Origin of the sequence: Pseudomonas sp. VE 267-6A, from assembly GCF_024126555.1 — a bacterium.
GTDB classification, from domain to species: domain Bacteria; phylum Pseudomonadota; class Gammaproteobacteria; order Pseudomonadales; family Pseudomonadaceae; genus Aquipseudomonas; species Aquipseudomonas palmensis.
The window spans coordinates 151488-171427 of sequence record NZ_JAMYBY010000007.1; the positions used below are offsets into that span (position 1 = coordinate 151488).

The 19940-nt window shown below is 66.6% G+C and carries 20 protein-coding genes; 15 read left to right on the forward strand and 5 right to left on the reverse strand.

Annotation, left to right across the window (positions count from 1 at the left end):
* Positions 1–70: 70 nt before the first annotated feature.
* A complete protein-coding gene (dinG, locus tag NJH59_RS10120) occupies positions 71–2215 on the reverse strand; it encodes an ATP-dependent DNA helicase DinG (RefSeq protein ID WP_043862624.1) in 2145 nt (714 codons plus the stop codon).
* 97 nt (positions 2216–2312) lie between these two features.
* Between dinG and NJH59_RS10125 the strand changes: the two genes are divergently transcribed.
* Positions 2313–2777, forward strand: a complete 465-nt coding sequence (locus NJH59_RS10125; protein ID WP_043862625.1) for a CopD family protein — start codon at positions 2313–2315, stop codon at positions 2775–2777.
* An 87-nt stretch (positions 2778–2864) separates the two neighbouring features.
* Here the strand turns inward: NJH59_RS10125 and NJH59_RS10130 are convergent, their stop codons facing one another.
* The 4 genes from NJH59_RS10130 to NJH59_RS10145 form a co-directional block, all read right to left on the reverse strand.
* Positions 2865–3623: a hypothetical protein gene (locus NJH59_RS10130; RefSeq protein ID WP_043862626.1), complete on the reverse strand. Its 759-nt coding sequence runs from the start codon at positions 3621–3623 to the stop codon at positions 2865–2867.
* Positions 3616–3891 carry a DUF1145 domain-containing protein gene (locus NJH59_RS10135; protein WP_116052156.1) on the reverse strand — a complete coding sequence of 92 codons (276 nt, stop codon included), beginning with the start codon at positions 3889–3891 and terminating at the stop codon, positions 3616–3618. Before NJH59_RS10135 ends, NJH59_RS10130 begins: the two co-directional genes overlap by 8 nt.
* 111 nt (positions 3892–4002) lie before the next feature.
* Positions 4003–4716, reverse strand: coding sequence for an OmpA family protein (locus tag NJH59_RS10140; RefSeq protein ID WP_054914734.1), 714 nt, complete (start codon positions 4714–4716; stop codon positions 4003–4005).
* A 90-nt stretch (positions 4717–4806) separates the two neighbouring features.
* Positions 4807–5499, reverse strand: coding sequence for an OmpA family protein (locus NJH59_RS10145; RefSeq protein ID WP_043862629.1), 693 nt, complete (start codon positions 5497–5499; stop codon positions 4807–4809).
* Positions 5500–5658: 159 nt separating this feature from the next.
* On the opposite strand from NJH59_RS10145, the gene NJH59_RS10150 reads away from it, so the two are divergent.
* The 14 genes from NJH59_RS10150 (at position 5659) to NJH59_RS10215 (ending at position 19919) form a co-directional block, all read left to right on the forward strand.
* Positions 5659–6153 carry a DUF6231 family protein gene (locus NJH59_RS10150; RefSeq protein ID WP_253086736.1) on the forward strand — a complete coding sequence of 165 codons (495 nt, stop codon included), beginning with the start codon at positions 5659–5661 and terminating at the stop codon, positions 6151–6153.
* Between the two features lie 4 nt (positions 6154–6157).
* Positions 6158–6634 (forward strand): YchJ family protein, encoded by a 477-nt coding sequence (locus NJH59_RS10155; protein WP_043862631.1) that lies wholly within the window; start codon positions 6158–6160, stop codon positions 6632–6634.
* A gap of 2 nt (positions 6635–6636) precedes the next feature.
* Positions 6637–7116: an LEA type 2 family protein gene (locus NJH59_RS10160; protein ID WP_043862632.1), complete on the forward strand. Its 480-nt coding sequence runs from the start codon at positions 6637–6639 to the stop codon at positions 7114–7116.
* A 6-nt stretch (positions 7117–7122) separates the two neighbouring features.
* On the forward strand, positions 7123–7329 hold the full coding sequence (locus tag NJH59_RS10165) for an SEC-C metal-binding domain-containing protein (protein ID WP_078480560.1): 207 nt from the start codon (positions 7123–7125) through the stop codon (positions 7327–7329).
* A gap of 98 nt (positions 7330–7427) precedes the next feature.
* A complete protein-coding gene (locus NJH59_RS10170) occupies positions 7428–8069 on the forward strand; it encodes a glutathione binding-like protein (RefSeq protein ID WP_043862633.1) in 642 nt (213 codons plus the stop codon).
* 116 nt (positions 8070–8185) lie between these two features.
* A complete protein-coding gene (locus NJH59_RS10175) occupies positions 8186–10624 on the forward strand; it encodes a penicillin acylase family protein (protein ID WP_253086737.1) in 2439 nt (812 codons plus the stop codon).
* Positions 10625–10800: 176 nt separating this feature from the next.
* Positions 10801–12828 carry a c-type cytochrome gene (locus NJH59_RS10180; RefSeq protein ID WP_253086738.1) on the forward strand — a complete coding sequence of 676 codons (2028 nt, stop codon included), beginning with the start codon at positions 10801–10803 and terminating at the stop codon, positions 12826–12828.
* Between the two features lie 108 nt (positions 12829–12936).
* A complete protein-coding gene (locus tag NJH59_RS10185; RefSeq protein WP_078480563.1) occupies positions 12937–13953 on the forward strand; it encodes a ligase-associated DNA damage response exonuclease in 1017 nt (338 codons plus the stop codon).
* Positions 13950–15587 (forward strand): ATP-dependent DNA ligase, encoded by a 1638-nt coding sequence (locus NJH59_RS10190; protein WP_253086739.1) that lies wholly within the window; start codon positions 13950–13952, stop codon positions 15585–15587. The genes NJH59_RS10185 and NJH59_RS10190 overlap by 4 nt, the downstream gene beginning before the upstream one ends.
* Positions 15588–15698: 111 nt before the next feature.
* A complete protein-coding gene (locus NJH59_RS10195) occupies positions 15699–16481 on the forward strand; it encodes a transporter substrate-binding domain-containing protein (protein WP_253086740.1) in 783 nt (260 codons plus the stop codon).
* Positions 16482–16584: 103 nt separating this feature from the next.
* Entirely contained in the window at positions 16585–17313 is a 729-nt protein-coding gene (locus tag NJH59_RS10200; RefSeq protein ID WP_043861954.1) for an ABC transporter permease, read from the forward strand.
* The gene (locus NJH59_RS10205) at positions 17310–18020 is read left to right on the forward strand and encodes an ABC transporter permease (protein ID WP_253086741.1); all 711 of its coding nucleotides are present in this window, start codon (positions 17310–17312) and stop codon (positions 18018–18020) included. Before NJH59_RS10200 ends, NJH59_RS10205 begins: the two co-directional genes overlap by 4 nt.
* An 8-nt stretch (positions 18021–18028) precedes the next feature.
* Positions 18029–19144, forward strand: coding sequence for a succinylglutamate desuccinylase/aspartoacylase family protein (locus NJH59_RS10210; RefSeq protein WP_054914742.1), 1116 nt, complete (start codon positions 18029–18031; stop codon positions 19142–19144).
* A 10-nt stretch (positions 19145–19154) separates the two neighbouring features.
* A complete protein-coding gene (locus NJH59_RS10215; RefSeq protein ID WP_054914743.1) occupies positions 19155–19919 on the forward strand; it encodes an ABC transporter ATP-binding protein in 765 nt (254 codons plus the stop codon).
* Positions 19920–19940: the final 21 nt, after the last annotated feature.

Here is a 19940-nt window from a genome sequence, read left to right on the forward strand (position 1 = left end):
TCTCCTTGATGGCCCTTGCGGGCCTTGATCTGTGCAATAGACAACGGGGCACTGCAAAGCGCTGTGCCGCTCAGGAAATTTCCCGGCGAAACGGCGGCAGCGCATTGAGGATAGCCTTGCCGTAGCGCTGGGTGACCACGCGCCGGTCAAGCAGGGTGATGGTGCCGCGGTCCTGTTCGGTACGCAGCAGGCGCCCGCAGGCCTGGATCAGGCGCAGCGAGGCATCCGGCACGGCGATCTCCATGAACGGGTTGCCGCCACGGGCCTCGATCCACTCGGCCAGGGCCGCCTCGACCGGGTCGTCCGGCACCGCGAAGGGAATCTTGGCGATGACCACGTGCTCGCAATACGCACCCGGCAGGTCGACCCCTTCGGCAAAGCTGGCCAGGCCGAACAGCACGCTGGAGTCACCGCCGTCGACGCGCGCCTTGTGCTTGTTGAGGGTTTCCTGCTTGGACAGGTTGCCCTGGATGAACACCTGCTTGCGCCAGTCGCGGTCCAGGCCGTCGAACACGTCCTGCATCTGCTTGCGCGACGAGAACAGCACCAGCGAGCCACGCGAGCCTTCCACCAGCTCGGGCAGGTCGCGGATGATCGCGGCGGTATGCGCCGGAGCATCGCGCGGGTCGGCGCGCAGGTCCGGCACGCGCAGCACGCCCGCATCCACGTGGTGGAACGGGCTGGGCACCACCGCCGTGACGGCCAGCTTGGGCAGCCCGGCGCGCATGCGAAAGCGATCGAACTTGCCCAGCGCGGTCAGGGTGGCCGAGGTCACCAGGGCGCCATGGGCGACGTTCCACAGGTTGCGGCGCAGCATCTCGGCCGCCAGGATCGGGCTGGCGTTGACCTCGATATCGAACAGCGCACCGCTTTCGGCCAGGGTCAGCCAGCGCGCCATCGGCGGGCTGTCTTCCGGGTCTTCGGCGGTAAAGGCGGTCCACAGCTCCCAGTTGCCCTGGGCACGGGTCTGCAGGCTGCCGAACAACGGGTACCACTCCTCGGCCTGGTGGCTGGGGATGCCGATGCTGACTTCGGCGTCCATGCCTTCCTTGAGCAGGTCGGTGAGTCGGGTGAACAGGTCGGTCAGGCGCGAAAAGCCCTTTTTCAGTTCGATGCCCATCTCGCGCATGTGCTCGGGCACCACGCCGCCGACGAAGCGATAGCGCGGGCGTTCGCGGCCTTCCATGTCTTCGCCCGGGCGAAACTCCGCCACCTGCTCGCAGGCGCTGAACATGAACTGCTGCTGGGCCTTGATCTCGCGGGCCAGTTCCGGCACCTGCTCGATGTACTTGCCCAGGTCGCCCGGCAGCGGGTTCTGCGCCAGCAGCTTGGCCAGGTTCTTGGCGGTCTGCTCGAGCCAGTCGGCGGTCGAGCGCAGGCGGGTGTAATGGGCAAAATGGCCGATGGCCTTGTCGGGCAGGTGATGGCCTTCGTCGAACACGTAGATGGTGTCGCGCGGGTCGGGCAGCACGGCGCCACCGCCCAGGGCCAGGTCGGCCAGCACCATGTCGTGGTTGGTGACGATCACGTCGACCTTGCCCATGCCCTCCCGGGCCTTGTAGAAGGTGCACTGCCCGAAGTTGGGGCAGTGGCGGCCGGTGCACTGGCTGTGGTCGGTGGTCAGGCGCGACCAGTCCTGGTCTTCCAGGGCCTGTGGCCAGCTGTCGCGGTCGCCGTCCCATTTGTTGCCGGCCAGCTTCTCGATCATGCTGGTGAACAGCTTCTGACTGGCCTCGTCCACCTCGATGCGAAAGCCCTCCTCCTCGAACAGCTGCGCGGTGGCGGTCTGGGCGTGGCCTTCCTGCAGCAGCAGGTCGAGCTTGGACAGGCACAGGTAGCGACCACGCCCCTTGGCCAGGGCGAAGCTGAAGTTCAGGCCGCTGTTGCGCATCAGGTCCGGCAGGTCCTTGAACACGATCTGTTCCTGCAGGGCCACGGTGGCGGTGGCGATCACCAGGCGCTTGCCAGCAGCCTTGGCCGCGGGAATCGAGGCCAGGCTGTAGGCCACCGTCTTGCCGGTACCGGTGCCGGCCTCGACCGCGACCACGGCGGGCTCGCCGCTGCGGCGGCCTTCGTCGTCCACGGCGATGTCGCCCAGCACCTTGGCCACTTCGGCGATCATCAGACGCTGGCCGTAGCGGGGCTTGAGGCTCTTGGCTTCGAGAAAACGCGAATAGGCGCCCTGAATCTGGGATTTGAGTTCGTTGCTGATCATGGTGTCGGGGCGCCCGGAGGGCTGGATAAATTTTCAGTGTTTCGAATGGGTCGCTATCATACCCCGCTATTGCCCCTTGCGCCGAATGGAGTTCCCGATGACCGCCTTTGCCATCCCCTACAGCCTGCATTTGCTGGCCGCCCTGATCTGGGTGGGCGGCATGTTCTTCGCCTGGCTGATCCTGCGCCCGGCCATGGTGGCCGCGCTTGACGGCCCTTCACGGCTGACGCTGTGGGTAGAAGTGTTTCAACGTTTTTTCGTGTGGGTCTGGGTGGCGGTCGCGGTGCTGGCGATCACCGGCGTTGGCATGATGCACATGCGCTTCTCGGGGTTCGAGACTGCGCCACGTTATGTGCAGGTGATGATTGGCGCAGGGATTGCGATGTTTGCGCTGTTTCTGAGAATCCAGGCGCTGCTGCTGCCAGAGTTGCGCAAGGCGGTGAAGGCGCAGGACTGGCCCGCCGGGGCCGCAGTGCTCGGGCGCATTCGGCGCCTGGTGGGGATCAATCTGCTGCTGGGTATTGCGGTGGTGCTGGTGGCATCGAGCCGGCTGCTGGTGTGAGGTGACCGCTTCGCCAGCAAGGCGGGCTCCTGCAAAGGCCACGTTTGCCTGCAGGAGCCGACCTGGCCGGCGAAGCGGCCCTGAAGATCAGAGGCGCTGAAGAATCAGCTCCCCGTCAGCCCCGGCCGCCCCCGGTTGCCCGGGCTGCCCGGGTCTTCCCGTCGCCCCTGCATCGGTGCGGTACACCAGGCAACCCTTGCTGGCCCCGCCTGCGCCCGGCTTGCCCGGCGCACCTGCCAGCCCCGGCGCACCGCCGTCGAGCCTGACCTTGATCTGCTCGGCCGGGAAGCTGGCCGGCAGTGCCAGGCGCACCCGGCCTCCGGGCGCCCCGTCATGGCCATCGCCACCGTTGTCGCCATTGGCGCCACGGCTGGCCTGGCCCCAGGTGCAACCACCCGCCTTGCCGTTGCCACCATCGAGCCCCACATACCCCGGTGCCCCCGCGCCGCCACGGGCGTCGATGGCCAGTTCTGAAGCCTCCAGCGCCTGAATGCGCAAGCTCAGGTCACGTCCGGGCCTGGCGACCCGCTCATAGGTACCCGGCGCACCGTGAGCAGCAATCTCACTGCCCTGGCCCAACTGCGCCTGGGCCACTTCCATGCTCAGCGCATGCTCGGCCGGCACGATGGCAATGCGCGCCTGGTTGCCCAGGTGCAGCTCATCCACCTTCAATTCCACCAGGCTCGCCGGCAGCACCAGGGTGGCCGAATCCGCCACCTCCAGGCGCTGCAGGTGCACCACGCTGGCCTTGTTCGGCAGGCGCAGCACCGAGTGCGCCGCCACGCTGATCGCATCGGCCAGGGCCAACGGGCTGAACAGTGCTGCCAACAACACGACCTTACGCATGACCAGCCTCCTGGCGCGGGGCCGGTATCGATTGGATATGAAAGATGCCGACCAGCAGAATCTGCAAACGGTCGAACCAGCGATGGCTGCGCTCACGCAACCGTCCGTTGAACATCAGCACCTCGAGCACGTGCAGCACCAGCAGCACGGCCCCCGCGAGGTTGATCAGCTGGTGGAACGGCTTGTCTGCCGGCATCAGCAGATTCACCAGTACCACCCACCAGAACACTACCGTCAGGGCCTTGCCCAGCCCCCACAACGCCTTCATACCCGCGCCCCTTGTTGTTGCGTTTTCTTGTTTGGCGGCCCGCTTACGCGAAACAGGCACTGCACGCCACATTACCGGCTGGCACCCTCCGGATGCCAGCCCAGCTGTCGATCAATTGAGGTGCAATTCGACCCGGCGATTCTGCGCGCGGCCCGCATCGGTTTCGTTGTCGGCAATCGGCTCGCGCTCGCCACGCCCCTGGCTGGTGATTTTCTGCGGTGCCAGGCCCTGGCTGATCAGGTACTCGGCCACGCTGCTGGCGCGCCGCTCGGACAACGCCTGGTTGTAGGCATCGCTGCCACGGCTGTCGGTGTGTCCGATCACCTTGATGCTGGCCACGCTCGGGTCATTGAGCTTGCCGGTCAGGGTACGCAACTGCTGCTGGGCGGCCGGGGTGAGTTCGGCCGAGTCGTAGGCGAACATCACGCTGCCCTGGTCGTTGAGGGTGATCACCTCGGGCTCCGGCGCCGGGGCCTTCTCGCTCGGCGGGTATTGGGGCAACGGGCAACCGTTGTGGCTCACCGGGGTGTTGGGCGGGGTATCGGGGCACCGGTCGCGGCGGTCGAACACGCCATCGCCGTCTTCGTCACCGTCCTGGGCAAAGCAGATCAGGCCACCGGCGATGGCACCCAGCGCCGCGCCGCCACCGGCCCAGGCAGAGCTTTCGATGGCGCCCAGGCCGCCACCCACGGCGCCGCCCAGCAGGCTGCATAGAGGCCAGGTTCTTTGGTTCAACGGGGCGCTGCCATCGCTGTGGGTGGCGCAACCGGACAGCAGGCTGGCGACCACGAGCACGGGCAGCGCAGCCTTGGTGATTACATTCATGGGGAATGCTCCTGTGTCACCGGCCAGTACCGGTCACACAGGAGTAAAGACGCGCCCGCGACACTTCACAAGCCGCGGGGCGCAAGGGCTTCAGCGATCGATGCGAATTTCCACGCGGCGGTTCATCGCGCGTCCGTCGGCGGTGTTGTTGTCTGCCACCGGCTGGGTTTCACCGGCGCCCTGCACCGAAACGAAACTGCTGCGCGCAATGCCGCTCTCGACCAGGTAGTCGGTCACCGAATGGGCGCGGCGCTCCGAGAGTTTCTGGTTGTAGGCATCGCTACCGCGGCTGTCGGTGTGCCCGGTGACGCTCAGGCGTGCGCTCGGGGCTTCGGCCTTGAGGCGCGTGGCGATCTTGTCCAGGCGCAGTTTGTCAGCCGTGGTGAGCCTGGCCGAGTCGAACTCGAACAGCACATCGCGGATAACGATGACCTCTTCCTTGACCACCACGACTTCCTCGACCACCGCGACCGGCTCCGGCGGGCAGCCGTTGGCATCGACCTGAACGCCACGCGGGGTGCCCGGGCACTTGTCGCGGCTGTCCGGTACGCCATCACCGTCTTCGTCGCCGTCGCCATGGGCCCAGCAGTAACCGGCCGCCAGACCGCCGCCGAGCAGCGCGCCCCAGCCGGCCCAGCTGGAGCTTTCGATGGCGCCCAGGGCGGCACCGCCAACGCCCCCGACGGCGGCACACTTCGGCCAGTCGGTTTTTTGCAAACCTGCACAACCAGTCAATACGCTGGTTAGCAGAACCAGAGGCAATGCTGTGCGAACTATGCTCATTTTGTCGCGTCTCCTAGGGGGAATCGGTGCAAAACCGATGCTCTGGGAGTAAAGACCGGTGATTCCATCTGCGCCAGCAATAAGCCATGGCGCTTTGCGCGTGCCTCTATGCCTTGCGTCGCGGGCCGGCTAGTCTTGACGCATTAACGAGGAGCTTCGATGACTGACCGTTTTTCTTCGCGCACGCCCCAGCAGGCCCTCGCCGCCCTGCTGGAGCACCATGCCCCGCAACGCCTGTTGCTGGTGGGCACGTCGTTTCCGGCACTGGAGGCCTTCGCCGCCGCGCACCCGCAGGCGCAGATCGCCGTGGCCCGCCCCGGCGCGCTGCCGGCCGAGCTTGCCGCGCAGCGTTTCGACCTGGCGGTGCTGGTGGACTGCCTGGAACACCTGAGCAACCAGCAGGGCCTGCAACTGCTCGGCGGCATTCGCAACCTCAACGCCAGCCGCGTGGCGGTGCTGGTCGACCTTGCGGCCAGCGGCTGGCGCAACACCGACTTCTACGCACTGGCGCTGCAGGACAGCGAGCGTTTTCAACGTGACGAGCAGGTATTGAACCTGTTCACCTATGATCTACGTGACTACAAACAGGTACCCGACTGGCTCAACGCCAAGTTCTGGGCCAACCCGCAAAATTTTGGAAAGTACTGGTGGTGATGCAATGAGTGTCTCGGTTTGCCCGTGCGGCAGCGGTAACCTGCTCGATGCCTGCTGCGGGCATTATCATGCCGGCCACCCGGCGCCCGATGCACAGACGCTGATGCGCTCGCGCTACAGCGCCTATGTGCTGGGGCTGGTGGATTACCTGATCAAGACCACCCTGCCGGTGCAGCAGGCCGGGCTGGATCGCGCCGGCATTGCCGCCTGGAGCGCGCAAAGCACCTGGCTGGGCCTGGAGGTCGAGAGCGCCGAGGTGTTCGGCGGCCAGCCCGATCACGCGTTCGTCACCTTCACGGCGCGCTGGCACGACAACGACGGCGAGCACAGCCACCGCGAGCGCTCGGCCTTCGTGCACAACGGCGGGCACTGGTACTTCATCGACCCCACGGTGGGCCTCAAGGCCGGGCGCAACGACGCCTGCCCATGCGCCAGCGGGCAGAAGTTCAAGAAGTGCTGCGCCAGCTACATGAGCCATTAGTCATGACCACCTGCGCCCGTCGGCTGCTCATCGGCCTGCTGCTGATGAATCTGGCGGGCTGCGCCAGCTGGTGGGGCGGCAGCTACCAGGACCCCGGCGTGCACCTGGTGCGGGTCGAGACAGTAAAGGCGCGGCTGATGCAGCAGGAGTTCATCCTGCACTTTCGCATCGACAATCCCAACGACAGCACCCTGCAGGTGCGCAACCTGCATTACGCGGTGTACCTGGCCGACCTGTTGCTGGTCGAAGGCGACCACGGCCAGTGGTTTCGGGTGGACGCGCACAGTCGGCGCACCATCCAGGTACCGGTGCGTACCAACCTGTGGCGCCAGCTCAAGCCCATCGCCAAGCTGCTCAAGCGTCCCGATCAGGCCATCCCCTATCGCCTGGAGGGTGAGCTGAGCACCGGATTATTCTTTGCCCACGACCTGCACTTGTTGCGCAAGGGTGAGATAATTCCCGCCGATCTCATTCCGGAGTAACCCTCGATGACCCAGCAACCCCACGTTCATGGCCCCGACTGCAATCACGATCATGACCATCACGCGCATGATCATGACCACGGCCATGTGCATGGCCCGCACTGCAACCATGCCCCTCAGGAACCTGCGCGCAATGCCCTGAAGGACGTTGGCCGCAACGACCCTTGCCCATGCGGCAACGGCAAGAAGTTCAAGAAGTGCCACGGGGCCTGATGCCTCCCCTGTGGGAGCGGGCCTGACCCGCTCCCACACACGTTGCGCCTCGACATCAAGCACAGTTCCAGCAGACGACCATCAAACGGAGCGTGACCATGATCGACCTGTATTACTGGACCACCCCCAACGGCCACAAGATCACCCTGTTTCTCGAAGAGACCGGCCTGCCCTACACCCTTCACCCGATCAACATCGGCAAGGGCGAGCAATTTGCCGAAGACTTTCTGAAAATCGCCCCCAACAACCGCATCCCGGCCATCGTCGACCACGACACCGCCGACGGCCAGCCGCTGTCGCTGTTCGAGTCCGGGGCCATCCTGCTCTACCTCGCCGAAAAAACCGGGCAGTTCATTCCCAAGGACCTGCGCGGCCGCCAGGAGGCCCTGCAATGGCTGTTCTGGCAAATGGGCGGCCTGGGCCCGATGGCCGGGCAGAACCACCACTTCAACCGCTTCGCCCCCGAGAAGATCCCCTACGCCATCAAGCGCTACGTGGACGAAACCGCGCGCCTGTACGGGGTACTGAACAAGCGCCTGGCCGACCGACCATTCGTCGCCGGCAACGACTACAGCATCGCCGACATGGCGATCTACCCGTGGATCGTTTCGCACACCTGGCAGCAGCAGAACCTGGACGACTTCCCGGCCCTCAAAGGCTGGTTCCAGCGCATCCAGGCACGCCCCGCCACACAGCGCGCCTACGCCCTGGTCGAGCAGATCAACCCGCCGCCAGCCTGAACCACGACAAGGCCGCGCGGTACTTTGAAAATAAAGCCCGCGCCCCCGCTTGCATGGCGTGATCGCGCTCACTAACGTAGCGCCTTTTAGCGCCATCCCCTGCAGGAGCCTTGCCCATGGCCTCGCCAGCCCTTTCCCCCGTTCTACCCCGGTTCGGCGTCGCCGCGACCCTGCTCGGGCTGCTCAGCCTGGGCGGTTGCCAACTGGGCAACCATCAGGACAGCGTCATCCCCACCAGCGGCGTGCAACCGCTCAAGGGGCTGGCACAGAACGTCTCGGTGCGGCGCAACGCCCTGGGCATGCCGCTGATCGAGAGCAGCAGCTTCCACGATGCGCTGTTCACCCTGGGCTATGTGCACGCGGGCGATCGCATCGGGCAGATGGTCGGCATGCGTCTGCTGGCCCAGGGGCGCCTGGCCGAGATGGCCGGCCCGGATGCGCTGGAGGTCGACCGCTTCATGCGCGCGGTCAACCTGAAAAAGAACGCCAGCGACCTCTACGCCGACGCCTCGCCGCGCCTCAAGCGCTTCTTCGAGGTGTACGCACGCGGGGTCAACGCCTACCTGTTCCGCTACCGCGACCGCCTGCCGGCCCCGCTGGCCCAGAGCGGCTACCGCCCCGAGTACTGGAAGCCTGAAGATTCGGCGCTGATCTTCAGCCTGTACAGCTTCAGCCAGTCGGTGAACCTGCAGGAAGAAATCGCCGCACTGACCCTGGCGCAGAAAGTCGGTGCCGACACACTGCCGTGGCTGCTGCCCAGCTACCCGGACGAACCGCTGGCCATGGCCGAAGCCGACAAGCTCAAGGGTTTGAACCCGGGCAGCCAGCTGCCGGGCCTGGCCACACTGAACAAGGTCAGCGAGCAACTGGCCGCGCTCAACCTGCTGGGCACCCCGGCGTCGAGCAACTGGGCCATCGCCCCGCAGCGCAGCCGCAGCGGCCGCAGCCTGCTGGCCAGCGACAGCCAGGGCGCCTGGGCCTTGAGCCCGGTGCAGGTACGTACCACCAAATACCAGGCCGCCGGCTTCAGCCTGGCCGGCCTGCCGTTCGTGCTGTCCGGCTTCAACGGCAAGCTGGCCTGGAGCAGCAGCGCGGCAATGGGCGACAACCAGGACCTGTACCTGGAAAAACTCAAGCGCGAAGGCAACCGCGTGCTCTATGAAGTCGACGGCCGCTGGCAGCCGGTGCAGGCGCGCAACGAGACCTACTTCGTCAAGGGCCAGCGCCCGCAACGCGAAACCCTGTACGAAACCCGCCACGGCGCCCTGCTGACCGGCACCCAGGGCAGCCTCGGCCTGGCCCTGAAGATGCCCGAACTCAAGGGCGACAAGAGCCTTGATGCGTTCTTCGACCTGTCGCGGGCACAGAGCGTCGAACGTGCCTTCGACGCCAGCCGCGAAATCGGCGCCGCCGCGCTGAACCTGGTGTTCGCCGACGCCGCCAACGTGGGCTGGCAGGTTACCGGCCGCTACCCCAACCGCCGCGAAGGCCAGGGCCTGCTGCCCTCCCCAGGTGCCGACGGGCGCTATGACTGGGATGGCTACGCCGACGCCATGCTCCACCCCTACGACCAGGACCCGCCGCAAGGCTGGCTGGGCAATGCCAACCAGCGCAGCATTCCCAAGGGCTATGGCCTGCAACTGTCCAACAGCTGGTACTACCCCGAGCGTGCCGAACGCCTGGCGCAGCTGGCCGGCAACGGCAAGCACGACAGCCGCAGCCTGATCGCCATGCAGTACGACCAGACCACCCTGTTCGCCGCCAAGCTCAAGGCCATGTTCGAAGCACCCGGCATGGCCCAGCCGCTCAAGCAGGCCATCGACGCCCTGCCCGCCGAGCAGAAGGCCCGCGCCCGCGAGGCCTACACCCGGCTGATGGCGTTCGACGGGCGCCTGAGCCCGCAATCGGCGGATGCCGCGGTGTACGAGCTGTTCCTGCAGCAAAGCGCCCGGCAGATCTTCCTCGATGAACTGGGGCCTGAAACCAGCCCGAGCTGGCAAGCCTTCGTCGCCAATGCGCGGCTGTCGTACTCGGCCCAGGCCGATCACCTGCTGGGCCGCGACGACAGCCCGTTCTGGGACGACCGCAACAGCCCGGGCAAGCAGGACAAGCCGACGATCCTGGCCCGCAGCCTGGCCGCGGCCATCAGCGCCGGCGAAGCGCAGATGGGCACCGACCGCCGGGCCTGGCAATGGGGCAAGCTGCACCAGTACCACTGGCCCGTCAGCGCACCCTATGGCCTGGGCGACACGCTCAAGCGCGGCCCGCTGGCCACCGGCGGCGACCACACCACACTCAACGCCTCGGCCTATGCCTGGGGCCAGGACTTCAACGCCCGCCTGATGCCGTCGATGCGCATGGTGGTCGACTTCGGCCTGGCCGAGCCGCTGCAGGGGGTGAGCAGCAGCGGGCAGTCGGGCAACCCGGCCAGCGCGCATTTCGCCGACGGCCTGGATGCCTGGTTCAAGGGCAGCTACGTGACCTTCCCGATGCAGCCGCAGAACTTCGAACGCGCCTACGGCAGCAAGCGCCTGACCCTGGTGCCCGGCAAGTAACCCCTTCGGCTCGCCGTCGCCCTGGCGGCGAGCCCCCTTCTCGCCCCGCGCTGATCCATATCAAAGTGCCACCCTCGTCCATCGGCTATAACCGGGTTTGTCTGATGACCCTATAAAAACGATTGCGGATACGTGCCTACAGGACCACCTGCGGCCGCATCCAAAGGACGATTGCGATGGCTTCTCTTGTATCGCGTCTGGCCATGCTTGGCTCGACGCTGCTGTTTGCGTACCCCGCCTCTGCCAGTGAGCCGCCCCCGGCAACGGCAGTCGAACGCGGCGCCTACATTGCCCGCCTGGGCGACTGCGTGGCCTGCCACACCGCCAAGGGCGGCGAGTTGATGGCCGGCGGCCTCGAACTGACCACGCCGATGGGCACCATCTACTCCAGCAACATCACCCCCGACAAGGTCACCGGCATCGGCCGCTACACCTTCGAGCAGTTCGACCGCGCCATGCGCGAAGGGGTGAACGCGGCCGGCACCAACCTGTACCCGGCCATGCCCTACCCCTCCTACGCGAAAATGACCGAAGGCGACATGCGCGACCTGTACGCCTACCTGATGGAGGACGTGAAGCCGGTCAACCAGCCCAACCTGGAAGCGGACATGAAGTTTCCGTTCAGCCAGCGCTGGGGCCTGTCGCTGTGGAACCTGGTGTTTCTCGACAAGCAGCCCTTCGTGGCCGACCCGGCCCGCAGCGACGAGCTCAACCGCGGCGCCTACCTGGTACAGGGCCTGGGCCACTGCGGCGCCTGCCATACCCCGCGCGGCGTGGCCTTCCAGGAAAAGGCCATGGACGACGCCGGCAGCGCCGGCCAGCACTTCCTGGCAGGCGAGACCGTGGAGCACTGGCGCGCCCTGAGCCTGCGCAACCTGTGGACGGTGGACGACACCGTGCAGTTGCTCAAGACCGGGCAGAACCGCTTTGCCACGGTGTCGGGCAACATGGCCGAGGTGATCTCCCACAGTACCCAGCACTTCACCGACGCCGACCTCACCGCCATCGCGCGCTACCTCAAGTCGTTGCCGCCGGGCAAGGACGACCTGCCGATGCCGATGGTGGAACGAACCCCTGCCCCAGCGCCGGACAACCTGTTCACCACCCGCGGCGGGCTGGGCTACACGCAGTTCTGCAGCGACTGCCACCGCCCGGACGGCGCCGGCGTGGCGGGCATGTTCCCGCCACTGGCGCACAACCCCAGCGTGGCCTCGGCCAACCCGACCTCGCTGCTGCACATCACGCTGACCGGCTGGCAGACCGCCGAAACCGTCGCCCACCCGCGGGTGTACACCATGCCCGGGTTCTCGCGCCTGACCGACACCGAGATCGCCGAGATCCTCACGTTCGTGCGCAGCAGCTGGGGCAACGACGGCTCGGCGATCAGCGCAGCGCAGGTGGCCAAGTTGCGCCAGCAGCTCAAGCCCCAGGATCGCGACGCCTCGACCTTCGAGACCCCGCGCCTGGCCGACCTGCTGGCGGCCAGCAATGCCGATGAGGTGGTGCGCGGCATGCGCCTGCACCTGCAGACCCGTGACCTGCTGCCCGACAACGTCGGCAACGCGCTCAACTGCACCAGTTGCCACCTGAACGCCGGCACCGTGGCCGACGGTTCGCCGTTCGTCGGGGTATCGGCCTTCTTCCCCGGCTATGCGCCACGGGCGGGCAAGGTGATCACCCTGGAGGAGCGGATCAACGGCTGCTTCCGCCGCTCGATGAGCGGCTCGCCGCTGCCACCGCAAGGGGCCGACATGCAGGCGATGGTGGCGTACTTCGAGTGGATGAAGAACAACACCAAGCCCGAGGACAAGGTGCCAGGGCGCGGTGTAGGCAAGGTCGACCCGTCGATCAAGCCCGACCTGGACAACGGCAAGCAGGTGTATGCCCAGCAGTGCGCGGTGTGCCATGGCAACGACGGCGAAGGCCTGACCCGTGCCGACGGCACCTGGATCTTCCCGCCGCTGTGGGGCGAGCAGTCGTTCAACATCGGTGCCGGCATGGCGCGCACCTACACTGCGGCCGCCTTCGTCAAACGCAACATGCCGATCGGCATGCACGAGAAGTTCCCGCTCGGCCAGGGCGGCCTGTCCGACCAGGACGCGGTGGACGTGGCGGCCTGGTTCTCCAGCCAGCCACGCCCGGACTTCCCCGACAAGGTCAAGGACTGGCCCAACGGCGGGCGCCCGGTAGACGCGCGCTACTGAAGCAGCCCCCCTGCAGCGTAGCCGGCAGCACGCCGGCGACGCTTTCGGATCGAACTTCACCGGCCCGGCCGCGCTCCTAGGTTAAACCCCCAGCGCAGCGGCCTTGGCATGGACCTGGTGATTGCACGACCCGAAGGATTGTATTGCCCACCCGGGGATTTCTACATCGACCCGTGGCGCCCCGTTGAACGTGCGGTGATCACCCACGGCCATGGCGACCACGCCCGCAACGGCAACCGCCACTACCTCACCGCCAGCCCCGGCGCGGGCATCCTGCGCAGCCGCCTGGGCGCCGACATCAACCTGCAGACCCTCGACTACGGCCAGCGCCTGGACCACGGCGGGGTGGCCCTGAGCTTGCACCCGGCCGGCCATGTGCTGGGCTCGGCCCAGGTGCGCCTGGAGTATCGCGGCGAGGTGTGGGTGGCGTCCGGCGACTACAAGGTCGAACCCGATGGCACCTGCGCACCGTTCGAACCGGTGCGCTGCCACACCTTCATCACCGAGTCGACCTTCGGCCTGCCGATCTACCGCTGGGAGCCCCAGCAGCAGATCTTCGACCAGATCAATGCGTGGTGGCGCGAGAACATCACACTGGGCAAGGCCAGCGTGCTGTTCTGCTATTCGTTCGGCAAGGCGCAGCGCATCCTGCATGGCCTGGACCCGAGCCTGGGGCCGATCCTGGTGCATGGCGCGGTCGAGCCGCTGAACCGGGTATACCGCGAAGCGGGTGTCGCCCTGCCCGCCACGCTGCATGCCAGCGAGATGGACAAGCACGACCCACGCATGCGCCAGGCGCTGATCCTGGCCCCGCCCTCGGCGGCCGGCAGCAGCTGGATGCGCCGCTTCGGCGACTACAGCGACGCCTTCGCCAGCGGCTGGATGCGCCTGCGCGGCACCCGGCGCCGGCGCGGGGTGGACCGCGGCTTCGTGCTCTCCGACCACGCCGACTGGCCCGGCCTGCTGTGGGCCATCGAACAGACCGGGGCGCAGCGGGTGATGGTGACCCACGGCTCGGTGGCCGTGCTGGTGCGCTACCTGTGCGAGCGCGGGCTGGATGCCCAGGCGTTCGTCACCGAATACGGTGACGAGGATGAAGGCGCCCCGACCGAGGCCAGCGCATGAAGGCCTTCGCCGAACTCTACGGCCAGCTCGACGCCACCACCTCGAGCAACGCCAAGCGCGATGCACTGGTGCGCTACTTCGCCAGCGCCAGCCCCGCAGACGCCGCCTGGGCGGTGTACTTCCTGGCCGGCGGGCGGCCGCGCCAGCTGGTGCCCACACGGCTGCTGCGCGAACTGGCAATCAGCCTGTCGGGTTTGCCCGACTGGTTGTTCGAGGAGAGCTACCAGGCCGTGGGCGACCTGGCCGAGACCTTTTCGCTGCTGCTGCCCGAAGCCGCCCACAGCAGCGACGCGGGCCTGGCCTACTGGGTCGAGGATTGCCTGCTGCCGCTGCGCGGACTGCCGCCCGAAACCCTGGCGCAGCGCCTGCCGCCCCTGTGGGCACAGCTTGACCGGCAGAGCCTGCTGGTGTGCCTGAAGCTGGTCACCGGCAGCTTTCGCGTCGGCGTGTCGAAGCTGCTGGTCACCCGCGCCCTGGCGCAACTGGCCGACATCGACAGCAAGCGCGTGGCTCAGCGCCTGGTGGGCTACACCGACCTGTCGCACCGCCCCACGGCCCAGGGCTACCTCAAGCTGATCGCGGCCGAGTCCGAAGACGAACATGCCCAGCGCGGCGGCCAGCCGTACCCGTTCTTTCTGGCCCATGCGCTGCAACAGCCGGTGGACCAGTTCGACGCCCTGCTCGGCCCGCCCCAGGCCTGGCAGGCGGAATGGAAGTGGGACGGCATCCGTGCGCAGGTGGTCAAACGCGAGGGCCAGTTGTGGGTGTGGTCACGCGGCGAGGAGCTGCTGACCGAGCGCTTCCCCGAACTGCAGGCGCTGGCCGCCGTGCTGCCCGATGGCTGCGTGGTGGACGGCGAGATCGTGGTGTGGCGCGACGGCGTGCAACCCTTCGCCCTGCTGCAGCAGCGCATCGGGCGCAAGACCCTGGGCAAGAAGATCCTGGCCGATGCGCCAGTGGTGCTATTGGGCTACGACCTGCTCGAATGGCAGGGCGCCGACTGGCGCAGCCGCCCGCAGGCCGAGCGCCGGGCGCAGCTGGAAGCGCTGGTGCAGACCACTGCGCACCCGGCGCTGCGCCTGTCGCCGGTGCTGCAGGGCGACACCTGGACCGAGCTTGCCGCCCAGCGCGAGGCATCGCGCAGCCTGGGGGTCGAGGGCCTGATGCTCAAGGCCCGCGACGCCCTGTACGGGGTGGGCCGCACCAAGGACATGGGGGTGTGGTGGAAGTGGAAAATCGACCCGTTCAGCGTGGACGCGGTGCTGATCTATGCCCAGCGCGGACATGGCCGGCGCGCCAGCCTGTACAGCGACTACACCTTTGCGGTGTGGGACGCCCCCGCCGGCAGCCCGCAGCGTAGCCTTGTGCCCTTTGCCAAGGCGTATTCGGGGCTCAGCGACGAAGAGATGCGCAAGGTTGATGCAATCATCCGCAAGACCACCGTGGAAACCTTCGGGCCGGTACGCAGCGTGACCCCGACGCTGGTGTTCGAACTCGGCTTCGAGGGCATCGCACTGTCCAAGCGCCACAAGAGCGGGATTGCGGTGCGCTTCCCGCGGATGCTGCGCTGGCGCCTGGACAAACCGGTGGACGAAGCAGACGACCTGGCCACGTTGCAGTCGCTGCTGGGGTAAGCGAAACGCAGCAATTGGGACTATGGTGCGGAAATTGCTGTGAGCTTGATGTCGAGCGGCCAGCGGTAACGCTGCGCAGCCACCCATCATTTGCGCTTGAAGGACCACACCATGAAAAAAGCTCTGCTGACGCTGTCTGCTCTAGCGCTGTGCCTGGCTGCGGGCAACACCCTGGCCAAGGACTACAAGGAACTGCGCTTCGGCGTCGATCCCTCCTACGCCCCTTTCGAGTCCAAGGCCGCCGACGGCAGCCTGGTGGGCTTCGACATCGACCTGGGCAACGCGATCTGCGCCGAGCTCAAGGTCAAGTGCAGGTGGGTCGAGAGCGACTTCGACGGCATGGTTCCGGGCCTCAAGGCCAACAAGTTCGACGGCGTGATCTCGTCCATGACGGTGACCCCGGCGCGGGAGAAGGTCATCGACTTCTCTGACGAGCTGTTCTCCGGGCCTACCGCACTGGTGTTCAGAAAAGGTGCAGGTATGAGCGCCGACCCGGCCTCGCTCAAGGGCAAGACCGTCGGCTACGAGCAGGGCACCATCCAGGAAGCCTATGCCAAGGCCGTGCTGGACAAGGCCGGGGTCAAGACCCAGGCCTACCAGAACCAGGACCAGGTGTATGCCGACCTGATTTCGGGACGCCTGGACGCCTCGATCCAGGACATGCTGCAGGCCGAACTGGGCTTTCTGAAATCGCCACAAGGCGCGGGCTACGAAGTGAGCCAACCGGTGGACAGCGAATTGCTGCCGTCGAAGACGGCGGTGGGCATTAAGAAAGGTAACAGCGAGCTGAAGGCCTTGCTGAACAAAGGTATCAAAGCGTTACACGATGATGGCACCTATGCCGACATCCAGAAGAAGCACTTTGGTGATCTGAACCTGTACAGCGGCAAGTAGGGCCGGCCTCTTCGCCGGCAAGTCCGGCTCCTACACGGGTTCGCGGTGCGTGCAAGAGCTGACTCACCGCGTACCCAAGGTCCCACCCGCACAGGCTCGCCCCATGCTTGACGACCTCCTGCAACACCTGGGCCTTGGCGCCTTCAGCCTCAGGGGCTTCGGCCCGCTGCTGCTGCAAGGCACCTGGATGACCCTGCAACTGTCCTTCATGTCGCTGCTGGTCAGCGTCGGCCTGGGCCTGCTCGGCGCCAGCGCCAAGCTCTCCGCGCTGCCGCTGCTACGCATCCCCGCGCAGCTCTACACCACGCTGATCCGCGGGGTGCCCGACCTGGTGCTGATGCTGTTGATCTTCTACAGCCTGCAGACCGGGCTCACCAGCCTGACCGACGCCATGGAGTGGGACTACATCGAGATCAACCCCTTCGCTGCCGGGGTCATCACCCTGGGCTTCATCTACGGTGCCTATTTCACCGAGACCTTTCGCGGCGCGATCCTCGCGGTGCCGCGCGGCCAGGTCGAAGCGGCCACCGCCTATGGCCTCAAGCGCTTTCAGCGGTTTCGCTTCGTGGTGTTCCCGCAGATGATGCGCTTCGCCCTGCCGGGCATCGGCAACAACTGGATGGTGATGCTCAAGGCCACCGCGCTGGTGTCGATCATCGGCCTGGCCGACCTGGTCAAGGCCGCCCAGGATGCCGGCAAGAGCAGCTACCAGCTGTTCTACTTTCTGGTGGTGGCGGCCTTCATCTACCTGCTGATCACCAGCGCTTCAAACGTGGCCCTGCGCTGGCTCGAACGGCGCTACAACGTCGGCACCCGGGAGGCACTGCGATGATCGAGCTGCTGCAGGAATACTGGCGCGCGTTCCTCTATACCGACGGCACCCACATCACCGGGCTGGCGATGACGATGTGGCTGCTCAGCGCCTCGCTGCTGATCGGCTTCGTGGTGTCGATCCCGCTGTCGATCGCACGGGTGTCACGGCGCCTGTTGGTGCGCTGGCCAGTGCAGTTCTACACCTACCTGTTTCGCGGCACGCCGCTGTATATCCAGCTGCTGATCTGCTACACCGGCATCTACAGCCTGGAGGTGGTGCGCGGGCAACCGCTGCTCGACAGCTTCTTTCGCGACGCCATGAACTGCACCATCCTGGCCTTTGCCCTGAACACCTGCGCCTACACCACCGAGATCTTCGCCGGCGCCATCCGCAGCATGCACCACGGTGAAGTCGAAGCGGCCAGGGCCTACGGCCTGCGCGGCTGGAAACTTTATGCTTATATCATCATGCCGTCCGCGTTGCGCCGCTCGCTGCCGTACTACAGCAATGAGGTGATCCTGATGCTGCACTCGACCACCGTGGCCTTCACCGCCACCGTGCCGGACATCCTCAAGGTCGCCCGCGACGCCAACTCGGCCACCTTTCTGACCTTTCAGTCGTTCGGTACGGCCGCCATCATCTACCTGTGCGTGACGTTCGCACTGGTGGGCCTGTTCCGCCTGGCCGAACGACGCTGGCTGGCCTTCCTCGGCCCCGCACACTAGGACCGTTCATGCACCACAAGACCCACGACATCCTGGCCCCGGTGCCGGGGATTTGCCGCCAGATCCACAGCTTCCACTTCGGCCCGCGCGGTGCCGGCAAGGTCTATATCCAGGCTTCGCTGCATGCCGACGAGCTGCCCGGCATGCTGGTGGCCTGGCACCTCAAGCAACGCCTGGGCGAATTGCAGAGCCAGGGCCGCCTGCGCCACGAGATCGTGCTGGTGCCCATCGCCAACCCGGTGGGCCTGGAACAGGTGCTGATGGACGTGCCCCTGGGGCGTTTCGAGCTGCAGAGCGGCGAGAACTTCAACCGCCACTTCGTCGACCTGAGCGACACCATCGGTGACCAGATCGAGGCGCACCTGACCCAGGACCCGCGGCACAACGTCGAGCTGATTCGCGAGTGCATGCGCCGGGCGCTGGACGCGCAGCCCGCCGCCACCCCGCTGCAATCCCAGCGCCTGGTACTGCAACGCCTGGCCTGCGATGCCGACATGGTGCTGGACCTGCACTGCGACTTCGAGGCCGTCGCACACCTGTACACCACCCCGGAAGCCTGGCCCCGGGTCGAGGCGCTGTCGCGCTACCTCGGGGCCCAGGCCAGCCTGCTGGCCACCGATTCGGGCGGGCAGTCGTTCGATGAGTGTTTCACCCTGGTGTGGTGGCAGCTGCAGCAACGCTTTGCCAAGCAGTTCCCCATCCCCCAGGGCAGCTTTTCGGTGACGGTGGAGCTGCGCGGTCAGGGCGATGTGAGCCACCCGCTGGCCAGCACCGACTGCGAGGCGATCCTGAACTACCTGACCCGTTTCGGTGCCATCGAAGGCGAGGCAGCCCCCTTGCCGCCCCTGCCCTACCCGGCCACACCGCTGGCGGCGGTCGAACCGGTGGCCACGCCGCTGGGCGGCCTGCTGGTGTTTCATGTCACCCCGGGCCAGCCGGTGCAGGCCGGGCAACTGATCGCCGAGGTGATCGACCCGCTCAGCGACCGCGTGACCCCGGTATACAACCAGCAGGCCGGGCTGCTGTATGCCCGCTCGCTGCGACGCATGGCCACCGCTGGCATGGTGATTGCGCATGTGGCGGGCAACCAGCCGTACCGCAGCGGCTACCTGTTATCGCCATGAGGGGCCGTGCATGTACAAACTGACCATCGAAGGCCTGCACAAGCGCTACGGCGAGCACCATGTGCTCAAGGGCGTTTCACTGCAGGCCAGCACCGGCGACGTGATCAGCCTGATCGGCGCCAGTGGCTCGGGCAAGAGCACCTTTCTGCGCTGCATCAATTTTCTCGAACAGCCCGACGAGGGCAGCATGACCCTGGACGGCCAGCCGGTGCGCATGGTGCACGACCGCCACGGCCTGCGCGTGGCCGATGCCGACGAGCTGCAGCGTATCCGCACGCGCCTGGCCATGGTGTTCCAGCATTTCAACCTGTGGAGCCACCTGAGCGTGCTGGAGAACATCAGCATGGCGCCGCGCCGGGTGCTGGGGGTAAGCCGGCACGAGGCCGAGGAACGGGCACGTGCCTACCTGGACAAGGTAGGCCTGGCGCCCCGGGTGGCAGACCAGTACCCGGCGTTCCTGTCCGGTGGCCAGCAGCAGCGGGTGGCGATCGCGCGGGCGCTGGCAATGGAGCCGGAGGTGATGCTGTTCGACGAGCCGACTTCGGCGCTGGACCCGGAGCTGGTGGGGGAAGTGCTGCGGGTGATCCAGGGGCTGGCCGAGGAAGGCCGCACCATGATCATGGTGACCCACGAAATGAGCTTTGCACGGCAGGTATCGAGCCAGGTGCTGTTCCTGCATCAGGGGCTGGTGGAGGAACAGGGCGCACCGGCCGATGTGCTGGGCAACCCCAGGAGCGAGCGGCTGCGCCAGTTCCTGAGTGGCAACCTCAAATAACCCGACGATTGTCACCCGCTA

Excerpts from the sequence above, each read along its gene's own strand:
- dinG (WP_043862624.1), bottom strand. The coding sequence starts at position 2,215 with ATGATCAGCAACGAACTCAAATCCCAGATTCAGGGCGCCTATTCGCGT.
- NJH59_RS10125 (WP_043862625.1), top strand. The coding sequence starts at position 2,313 with ATGACCGCCTTTGCCATCCCCTACAGCCTGCATTTGCTGGCCGCCCTG.
- NJH59_RS10130 (WP_043862626.1), bottom strand. The coding sequence starts at position 3,623 with ATGCGTAAGGTCGTGTTGTTGGCAGCACTGTTCAGCCCGTTGGCCCTG.
- NJH59_RS10135 (WP_116052156.1), bottom strand. The coding sequence starts at position 3,891 with ATGAAGGCGTTGTGGGGGCTGGGCAAGGCCCTGACGGTAGTGTTCTGG.
- NJH59_RS10140 (WP_054914734.1), bottom strand. The coding sequence starts at position 4,716 with ATGAATGTAATCACCAAGGCTGCGCTGCCCGTGCTCGTGGTCGCCAGC.
- NJH59_RS10145 (WP_043862629.1), bottom strand. The coding sequence starts at position 5,499 with ATGAGCATAGTTCGCACAGCATTGCCTCTGGTTCTGCTAACCAGCGTA.
- NJH59_RS10150 (WP_253086736.1), top strand. The coding sequence starts at position 5,659 with ATGACTGACCGTTTTTCTTCGCGCACGCCCCAGCAGGCCCTCGCCGCC.
- NJH59_RS10155 (WP_043862631.1), top strand. The coding sequence starts at position 6,158 with ATGAGTGTCTCGGTTTGCCCGTGCGGCAGCGGTAACCTGCTCGATGCC.
- NJH59_RS10160 (WP_043862632.1), top strand. The coding sequence starts at position 6,637 with ATGACCACCTGCGCCCGTCGGCTGCTCATCGGCCTGCTGCTGATGAAT.
- NJH59_RS10165 (WP_078480560.1), top strand. The coding sequence starts at position 7,123 with ATGACCCAGCAACCCCACGTTCATGGCCCCGACTGCAATCACGATCAT.
- NJH59_RS10170 (WP_043862633.1), top strand. The coding sequence starts at position 7,428 with ATGATCGACCTGTATTACTGGACCACCCCCAACGGCCACAAGATCACC.
- NJH59_RS10175 (WP_253086737.1), top strand. The coding sequence starts at position 8,186 with ATGGCCTCGCCAGCCCTTTCCCCCGTTCTACCCCGGTTCGGCGTCGCC.
- NJH59_RS10180 (WP_253086738.1), top strand. The coding sequence starts at position 10,801 with ATGGCTTCTCTTGTATCGCGTCTGGCCATGCTTGGCTCGACGCTGCTG.
- NJH59_RS10185 (WP_078480563.1), top strand. The coding sequence starts at position 12,937 with ATGGACCTGGTGATTGCACGACCCGAAGGATTGTATTGCCCACCCGGG.
- NJH59_RS10190 (WP_253086739.1), top strand. The coding sequence starts at position 13,950 with ATGAAGGCCTTCGCCGAACTCTACGGCCAGCTCGACGCCACCACCTCG.
- NJH59_RS10195 (WP_253086740.1), top strand. The coding sequence starts at position 15,699 with ATGAAAAAAGCTCTGCTGACGCTGTCTGCTCTAGCGCTGTGCCTGGCT.
- NJH59_RS10200 (WP_043861954.1), top strand. The coding sequence starts at position 16,585 with ATGCTTGACGACCTCCTGCAACACCTGGGCCTTGGCGCCTTCAGCCTC.
- NJH59_RS10205 (WP_253086741.1), top strand. The coding sequence starts at position 17,310 with ATGATCGAGCTGCTGCAGGAATACTGGCGCGCGTTCCTCTATACCGAC.
- NJH59_RS10210 (WP_054914742.1), top strand. The coding sequence starts at position 18,029 with ATGCACCACAAGACCCACGACATCCTGGCCCCGGTGCCGGGGATTTGC.
- NJH59_RS10215 (WP_054914743.1), top strand. The coding sequence starts at position 19,155 with ATGTACAAACTGACCATCGAAGGCCTGCACAAGCGCTACGGCGAGCAC.